This window comes from Paraburkholderia sp. TE9906 (genome assembly GCF_056279605.1).
This window is the reverse complement of record NZ_JBWCCT010000019.1, coordinates 134,119-141,696: the sequence shown is the minus strand read 5'-3', so window position 1 is coordinate 141,696 and position 7,578 is coordinate 134,119. Positions and strand designations below refer to the sequence as shown.

Genomic DNA, 7,578 nt, shown 5'->3' with positions numbered 1-7,578 from the left:
GTTCTTGCTCTTCTTGTTCACGGTTGCTTCGGTCATAGGACGTTGTTTCCGTTATCGTCTCATGACCTCGGCACACTAAAATTCTGACAGGCTCGATCAAACTGCCGCTCCACCGGCTCTGACATCGTCCTTCGAGTTCGCAGCGGAGGGTTGTTTTTGGCGACAGGCAATTGCGCGCTTGCCTGCTGACTTCAGTTGCCCGGCGGTCTCGTCAACTCGAAGTTGTCTGCTTCGTTCAACTTTGATATGAAGACCGGCTCGCGACTACAGCAGGACCGCGATGCAACTCGTACCCACGTTGCACCTCGATCACACTTGCGCAGCAGTACGATCGGCATCAATTGCACCCTTCTGTTCGTCGAAAAGCCGGACTGGTTGAACGCAGTACGATTTCTTCGATGTCTACATCGCCGGGTTGTTCGATCGCAAAAGCAATGGCCCGCGCAACCGAGGTCGCTGGAATGGCCTGACGATAAAAGTCGGGCACGGTTTCCTTCGCCGCGCCGGATGTGCTGAACTTGAGATCGCTGTCCACCGCGCCCGGTTCGATCGACGTGACGCGAATCTTGTCGCCGATTTCCTGGCGCAGCCCTTCCAAAATCACCCGAACCGCGAACCGCGAACCGCGAACCGCGAACCTGGTGCCTGAGTAGACTGTCCCGCCCGGCGCAAAAACCTTGATGCCTGCCACGGAACTCAGGTTGATGATGTGCCCGCTGCCTTGCGCGATGAAACGCGACAACGCGGCAGCAATACCGTAGCGTGCCCTTGAGATTCACGTCGATCATCGCATCCCATTCGTCCGTGTTCACTTCGGACATCGGCCGGATGGGCATCAATCCCGCATTGTTGATGAGCACGTCGAGAGCGTGCGAAGTTCACCATTACGGTTCACCTGGGCCGACGTATTCAAGGCTGTTCGACGTCGTGCAAGGGGACGCGTCGCCGCGCGCCATCGACGGCGCGCGGCTCGTTTCACTTCGTGGCGAGTGCCGGGTGCTTCATCAAAGTGACCGCAGCCGCCGACGACGAAGCCGGGTTCTGTCCAGTAATCAACAGACCGTCTGTGACGACATACGATGCCCAGTCATCGGTCTTCGAGTAAACGCCGCCCTTGGCCTTCAGCTCGTCTTCAACGAGGAACGGCACGATATCGGTCAGTCCGACCGCGGCTTCTTCTGAGTTGGCGAATCCGGTGACTTTCTTGCCATCTACCAGCGGTGCGCCATTCGGTGTGCGGACATGACGCAGCACACCGGGCGCGTGGCAGACCAGCGCGACAGGCTTACCGGCGGCGACAAAGGATTCGATCAACGCGATCGAGTTTCTGTCTTCGGCGAGATCCCACAGCGGACCATGACCGGCCGGGTAGAACACCGCATCGAAGTCCGTCTGCGAAACGCTATCGAGCCGCACCGTAGCGGCAAGCTGCGCTGTCGCCTGCGAGTCCAGTTCGAAGCGGCGCGTCATGTCGGTCTGATTGGCCGGCTCATTGCTCTTCGGATCGAGCGGCGGCTGGCCGCCGTTGGGCGAAGCCAGCACGATTTCGACGCCGGCTTCCTTGAACGCGTAATAGGGAGCTGCCAGTTCTTCGAGCCAGAAACCCGTCTTGCGGCCCGTGTTACCCAGTTGGTCATGCGAAGTCAGAACCATCAATACTTTCATGTCAATTCTCCATCGGGTGAGTGATCGAATCGGTGAGCAGATCGGCTGGAAATAGTAGACCAGTCGTCTAGTAAAAAGGCCTAAAAAAAGCACTTTCGGGAAAGTGCGCTTGCCGTCCCAATTCGTCAGGGACCAAGGTGGAGCATCTGCTGTGTGGTCATCACTGCCACTTCGAAGGGCTGCAGATTGCGGACGATCTTGACCATAATGCTGGCGCCAAGCCACAACTGGTAAAGGCTCTGCGCAACGTCTTTCGGATTGCCATCGATTGAAAGCGAACCCTCGGCCACGCCGGCTTCGATAGCCTGCGCCAACCGGCTGACGATTCCCGCGGTGCCCCGATTCAGTGTGCCGCGCATCGCTTCCGACATATCCGCGACCTCCGCGCCCAGCTTGACCGCGAGACATTTTCCCTGACAGTCGTAGAACGACTGGGTTTCCTGCCAGATCCGCCAGTAGTTCGTCAGCCGCTGTGCCATGTTCAGCCCCGGCTCTGCAAGCGTTCTGTCGATGTCGCCCAGATACTCTTCGAAGTAACTTTCGAGCAACGCCACACCAAACGCATCTTTCGAGCCGAAGTAATGGTAGAACGAGCCCTTCGGCACACCGGCCTCCAACAGAACCTCATTCAGACCAACTGCCGAAAAGCCTTTGGCGCCGATGAGCCGTTGGCCAACGGCAATGATGTTCTCGCGGACGTCGATGGTTTCAGATGTATTTGCGGTAGCCATGGACAGACTTTAGCCAATAGTAGACCAGTCGTCTATAAAACTAAAAAAGGGATTCGTGTCGTTGCCCCACCTGGTGCGCGGACTACCGGACGCATCATGTCCACCACGTCGTCAACCGGGGGTGGAAGGCAGCGGGTTCGTCGTAGGTGTCGCCATCCTGGATTGACGGCGGCCATCATGCAACGTCGGCCCGACAGTGCTGACAAGGGCGTGGAGTTCACGATGCCGGTTGCCAGTCAAGAGGATTGAGCGACCTCCATGGGTGGTCAACGCGCGGCGCGAATTCGATTGCGCTGCATTTCGGACTGAGGACCGAAGTCGAGGGCGCCGCAACGGTTTGACGGCGACGTCCGGTTGTAGCGCGAGCGATGTTCGGCGAGGCCGGCGTCGCCTAGAAAATCACGTAAATTTTCCGCATCGTCTCATTCACCTTCCACAGTCCTTCAGTGTTCGCTTCGAAGAACAACGTATCGCCGCCGGTGAAGTGGATCGTGTCTTCGCCGTCCGGTGTGAACGATCCCGAACCCGCTAGAAAGTGCATGACCTCGGCCTGTTTGACCGCGCGGCGGTACGTCCCCGGCGAGCATTCGAACACGCCGGTATCGACCGCTTCCGCGCCCGGAATCACGTATTGGCGTCCCGAGACCCGCGCTGGTTCGGTGCCTGGCAAAGCGGCGGTACCCCAGTCTTCGAGCGGTTGAAACAGTACGGCCTCTTTGATCTGCTGAACTTTCACGAGATGCTGTCCTGGAAGTTGAATGACTGGACGGAAATGAGGCTGAAGATCACCCGCGTTCAATGCGCTGTTCGATCTTGCCGAGCCGCACGACGGTCACGCCGGGGCGAAGTTGACGCAGCGACGGCATCACGAGCATGCAATCGTCATACGGCGTGACAACCGGTTGGCCGTCCGACCAGCCGATCACGGTGCCCGCTTTATCGAAGATTTCGAGCCCGGTGTACGGACCCGCGAAGCGGAAATCCATGCTCTTTGCCACGACCGGTTCGGTGACGCGCACCACATGCAGAGTCGACGGCAATGGCGCGAGCCAGCCGTCAGGCAGGTCGCTTTCGTCGACTACGCCGCCCAGCAGCAGAAAGCGCGCCGTCGTGTCGCGTGCAACCGTCACGGCGCTCTTTTCCCAATGTTGACCGCACTCGATCAGCAGCGCGTTCCTGGGGCTCGTGTCGCGCCCGAAGTCTTCGTAGTCGCGCATCCGGCGTCCTTCCGGATGGCCTTCGTCGCAGATCACGGTGGCGGGCGTGCCGAGTTGAACCGACAGCGCGATCCCTTTGTCGAGGGGACCAGAGACGATCAGCGGCGCGCTTTTCTCGTGCATCGAATGGAGGTCGAGCAATGCATCGACGGTATCGACTACTGGACGCATCTGACGCGCGCGTTCGAGTTCGCTCGATGTGCGCGACAGGTCGTCGAGCACGGTCGTGCTCCACACGCGATTGAAGTCCTGGTCGACGAAGCGCGCGGCGTCAGGGCGTTGCGGATCGAAACGCGCGTACGCATCGACGTTCGCGAACGACAGCGTCAGCTTGCCGCGCCGTGGCCGTAACCGGGCGCGCAACAACGCATCCACGACGATTGCGCCGCACACTTCGTTGCCGTGGGTCAGCGCATTGATCATCAGGTGTGGGCCGGGCATGCCCGAGTCGAACGTGTGCACGTAGGCGATGCCGGTGTTGCCTTCGGCATGCGCGGAAATATTGGGGAACTCGATTTCGATCGGATATGCGTGGTTCGCGTGGTTCGCTTCGTTGTTCATTCCAATCCTCCCTGGCACAGGTATTTGATCGACAGATAGTCGTCGAGGCCGTATTTCGAGCCTTCGCGACCGTAGCCCGATTCCTTCACGCCGCCGAACGGTGCGGCTTCCGACGACAGCGCGCCTTCGTTGATTCCGACAATCCCCGCTTCCAGCGCATGCGATACGCGTTCGATGCGGCGCAGATTCTCGCTGTAGAAATACGCGGCAAGACCGAATGGCGTGTCGTTCGCCGCATCGACGGCTTGCTGTTCCGTGTCGAAACGGAACAGCGGCACGACCGGCCCAAAAGTTTCTTCGCCGCACAGCGCCATCTTCGACGACGCGTCGCCGAGTACGGTCGGCGCATAGTAGTTCGGACCGAATTCGGTCAGACGGCGGCCACCTGCTAGCACCGTCGCGCCGTTGGCGAGGGCATCCTCGACGTGACGCGCGATCTTGTCGACCGCGCGTGGATTGATCATCGGACCGATTTGCGACGCGTCGTCCGTCGCCGGTCCGACGCGCAACGCAGCGACCCGCTCACGCAAACGCGCCGCGAAGCGATCGTAAATGCTGTCCTGCACGTACACGCGGTTCGGGCACACGCAGGTCTGTCCGCCATTGCGGAATTTCGCGGCAAGCAGACCTTCGACCGCTGCGTCGAGATCCGCATCGTCGAAGACGATGAACGGTGCATTGCCGCCCAGTTCCAGCGACAGCTTCTTGAGCGTGTCAGCCGATTCGCGCGCCAGATATTTGCCGACCGGCGTTGAGCCGGTAAACGTGATCTTGCGTACGCGACTGTCGCCGAGCCAGTCGGCGACGGCTTCCACCGCCGAGTCGCGCGACGACGCGATCAGGTTCAGCACGCCCGCCGGCACGCCGGCTTCGTGCGCAAGCTGGACCAGCGCGAGCGCGGTCAGCGGCGTGTCTTCAGCCGGTTTGCCGACCACGGTACAGCCTGCCGCGAGTGCAGGCGCAATCTTGCGAGCGATCATCGCAAGCGGAAAGTTCCACGGCGTGATCACGGCGACGATACCGATCGGCTCCTTCACCGCGCTCATTTTCTTGCCGCGCTGTTGCTGCGGGATCAGGTCGCCGTAGATGCGCGTGGCTTCGTCCGCAAACCACGCGACATACGATGCGCCGTATGCGACTTCGCCGCGTCCTTCCGCGAGCGGCTTGCCCTGTTCGAGCGAGATCAGCGCCGCGAGCGCGTCCTGATTCGCGAGGATCAGCGCGTGCCAGCGATGCAGCACGGCGGCGCGTTCCTTGGGCAGCCGTGCGCGCCATTGCGGCAGCGCGCGGGCGGCGGCGTCGGTGGCGGCGCGCGCGTCTTGCGGGCCGCTGTCGGCGACTTCGGCGATGCGCTCGCCGGTCGCGGGATCGGTGACGGCGAAGCGCTTGCCGCTTTGCGCGGCAACCCAACGTCCTTCGATAAAGTTGTCCGTGCGGATCAGAGGACGTGCTTGCTGTTCAAGTGACATGGGCGGTCTCTTCGTTGATTCGTAATCTGTGCGTGTCTCGTGCGCGTGTGTCGCGATCAGCGCGCTTCAGTTCCGGCGATCCGTGCAGCAAGTGCCTTGCCGACTTCCGTCGTATTTGCTTTGCCACCGAGGTCACCAGTGCGCGGACCTTCATTCAGCACATGCTGGATAGCGTCGAGCATGGCGTCGTGCGCTTCGCGTTCGATGCCCTCGCCGTTGCCGAGGAAATCGAGCATCATCGCCGCCGACCACACCATCGCAACCGGATTGGCGATGTGCTTGCCGGCGATATCCGGCGCGGAGCCGTGAACCGGTTCGAACAGCGAAGGGAACCTGCGATCCGGATTCAGATTTCCCGACGGCGCAATGCCGATCGTGCCGGTGCATGCGGGGCCGAGGTCCGAGAGAATGTCGCCGAACAGGTTGGATGCAACCACCACGTCGAAGCGGTCCGGGTTCAGCACGAAGCGCGCACACAGGATGTCGATGTGCTGCTTGTCCCACTTGACGTCCGGATAACGCGCGGCCATTTCGGCGGCGCGTGCATCCCACCATGGCATGCTGATCGAGATACCGTTGCTCTTGGTCGCAACGGTGATCTTCTTCTCGCGACGCTGCGCGAGATCGAACGCGAACTTCAACACGCGTTCTGTGCCGTGGCGCGTGAAGATGGATTGCTGCATCACGACTTCGCGCTCGGTGCCTTCGAACATCGTGCCGCCCACCGACGAATACTCGCCTTCGGTGTTTTCGCGCACGATCATGATGTCGATATCGCCGGCCTTGCGTCCGGCCAGCGGCGACGGCACGCCTTCGAAGAGACGCGCGGGACGCAGGTTGATGTACTGGTCGAACTCGCGCCGGAACTTCAGCAGCGAACCCCACAGCGAAATATGGTCAGGGACTTTGTCGGGCCAGCCGACCGCGCCAAACAGGATCGCGTCGCAGTCGTGCAGTTGCGCTTTCCAGTCGTCGGGCATCATCTGGCTGTGCTGCGCGTAGTAGTCGCAACTCGCCCATTCGATGTGTTTGAAGTCGAACTGGATACCGAAACGTCGGCTCACTGCTTCGAGCGCGCGCAAGCCTTCGGGCATCACCTCGACGCCGATGCCGTCGCCGGGAATCACGGCAATGCGATAACTGCGGGTCATACCGGGTCTCTCCTGATGGGCGCGTACCGACGCGCTGGCATAAAACGATCAGATCCATTCTATGCGGGCGTGCGCAGCATAAAAATCTGCATTTGACGCGCGTACGCGGCACGCATTCCGAAAAGCGCGTGCGAACGCAATACACGACGCTTCGAGGGCGTCGTGTGGCGTTGGCGAAAGGGAGACAAAGCGGAACGAAAGAAAGACGCGGTGGGCGTAGAGCCGGGGCGCTAGAGCGGAGACAGTCGATCCAGGCCCCGCGTCAATCGTTCAATTGTGGTTCTGCGAAAACAGCGTTTCGAGCGGGTAGTGTGTCTTGATGAACGGCGTTTTGATGATCACGTAGCTGAAGTATTTTTCAATGCCGATGTCGCGTTCGAGCAGCCGTTCGACGATGCTCTGGTAGTGGCTCACGCTGCGCGTGACGAACTTGAGCAGATAGTCGTAGCCGCCGCTTGCGAGATGGCATTCGACAATTTCGTCCACATCGCGAACCGCCGCGACGAACTTGATGAAGTCCTCGCGGCGATGATCGGCGAGCGTGACTTCGGTGAACACCACCTGCACATCGCCCAGCTTTTCAAGCTGGATCTGTGCGCCATAGCCAATGATATAGCCGGCTTTTTCCAGGCGTTTCACACGGATCAGGCAGGGGCTGGGTGAGAGCCCCACGGCATCGGCAAGCTCGACATTCGTAATGCGGCCTTTCTTCTGCAGTTGCGAAAGAATGCGCAGGTCAATCCGGTCCAGTTTGCAGTCGCTACTCATGTCTTGGGTCGGTCTG

7 protein-coding genes and 1 pseudogene are annotated in these 7,578 nt (G+C 60.5%); all 8 read right to left on the bottom strand.

What is annotated here, in order from left to right:
• Window positions 1-337: 337 nt before the first annotated feature.
• A pseudogene (locus ACZ9H4_RS33505) lies at window positions 338-866 on the bottom strand (SDR family oxidoreductase); the annotation flags it as partial.
• 109 nt (window positions 867-975) lie between these two features.
• Window positions 976-1,665, bottom strand: coding sequence for a type 1 glutamine amidotransferase domain-containing protein (locus tag ACZ9H4_RS33500; RefSeq protein ID WP_476122518.1), 690 nt, complete (start codon window positions 1,663-1,665; stop codon window positions 976-978).
• A 125-nt stretch (window positions 1,666-1,790) separates the two neighbouring features.
• Entirely contained in the window at window positions 1,791-2,396 is a 606-nt protein-coding gene (locus ACZ9H4_RS33495; RefSeq protein ID WP_408153558.1) for a TetR/AcrR family transcriptional regulator, read from the bottom strand.
• Between the two features lie 391 nt (window positions 2,397-2,787).
• Window positions 2,788-3,132, bottom strand: coding sequence for a cupin domain-containing protein (locus ACZ9H4_RS33490; protein ID WP_408153556.1), 345 nt, complete (start codon window positions 3,130-3,132; stop codon window positions 2,788-2,790).
• A 49-nt stretch (window positions 3,133-3,181) separates the two neighbouring features.
• On the bottom strand, window positions 3,182-4,174 hold the full coding sequence (locus tag ACZ9H4_RS33485; RefSeq protein WP_408153554.1) for a M14 family metallopeptidase: 993 nt from the start codon (window positions 4,172-4,174) through the stop codon (window positions 3,182-3,184).
• A complete protein-coding gene (locus ACZ9H4_RS33480; RefSeq protein ID WP_476122517.1) occupies window positions 4,171-5,643 on the bottom strand; it encodes an NAD-dependent succinate-semialdehyde dehydrogenase in 1,473 nt (490 codons plus the stop codon). Before ACZ9H4_RS33480 ends, ACZ9H4_RS33485 begins: the two co-directional genes overlap by 4 nt.
• 56 nt (window positions 5,644-5,699) lie before the next feature.
• A complete protein-coding gene (locus ACZ9H4_RS33475; RefSeq protein ID WP_408153550.1) occupies window positions 5,700-6,794 on the bottom strand; it encodes a tartrate dehydrogenase in 1,095 nt (364 codons plus the stop codon).
• Window positions 6,795-7,064: 270 nt separating this feature from the next.
• On the bottom strand, window positions 7,065-7,562 hold the full coding sequence (locus ACZ9H4_RS33470; RefSeq protein WP_408153548.1) for an Lrp/AsnC family transcriptional regulator: 498 nt from the start codon (window positions 7,560-7,562) through the stop codon (window positions 7,065-7,067).
• Window positions 7,563-7,578 lie beyond the last annotated feature (16 nt).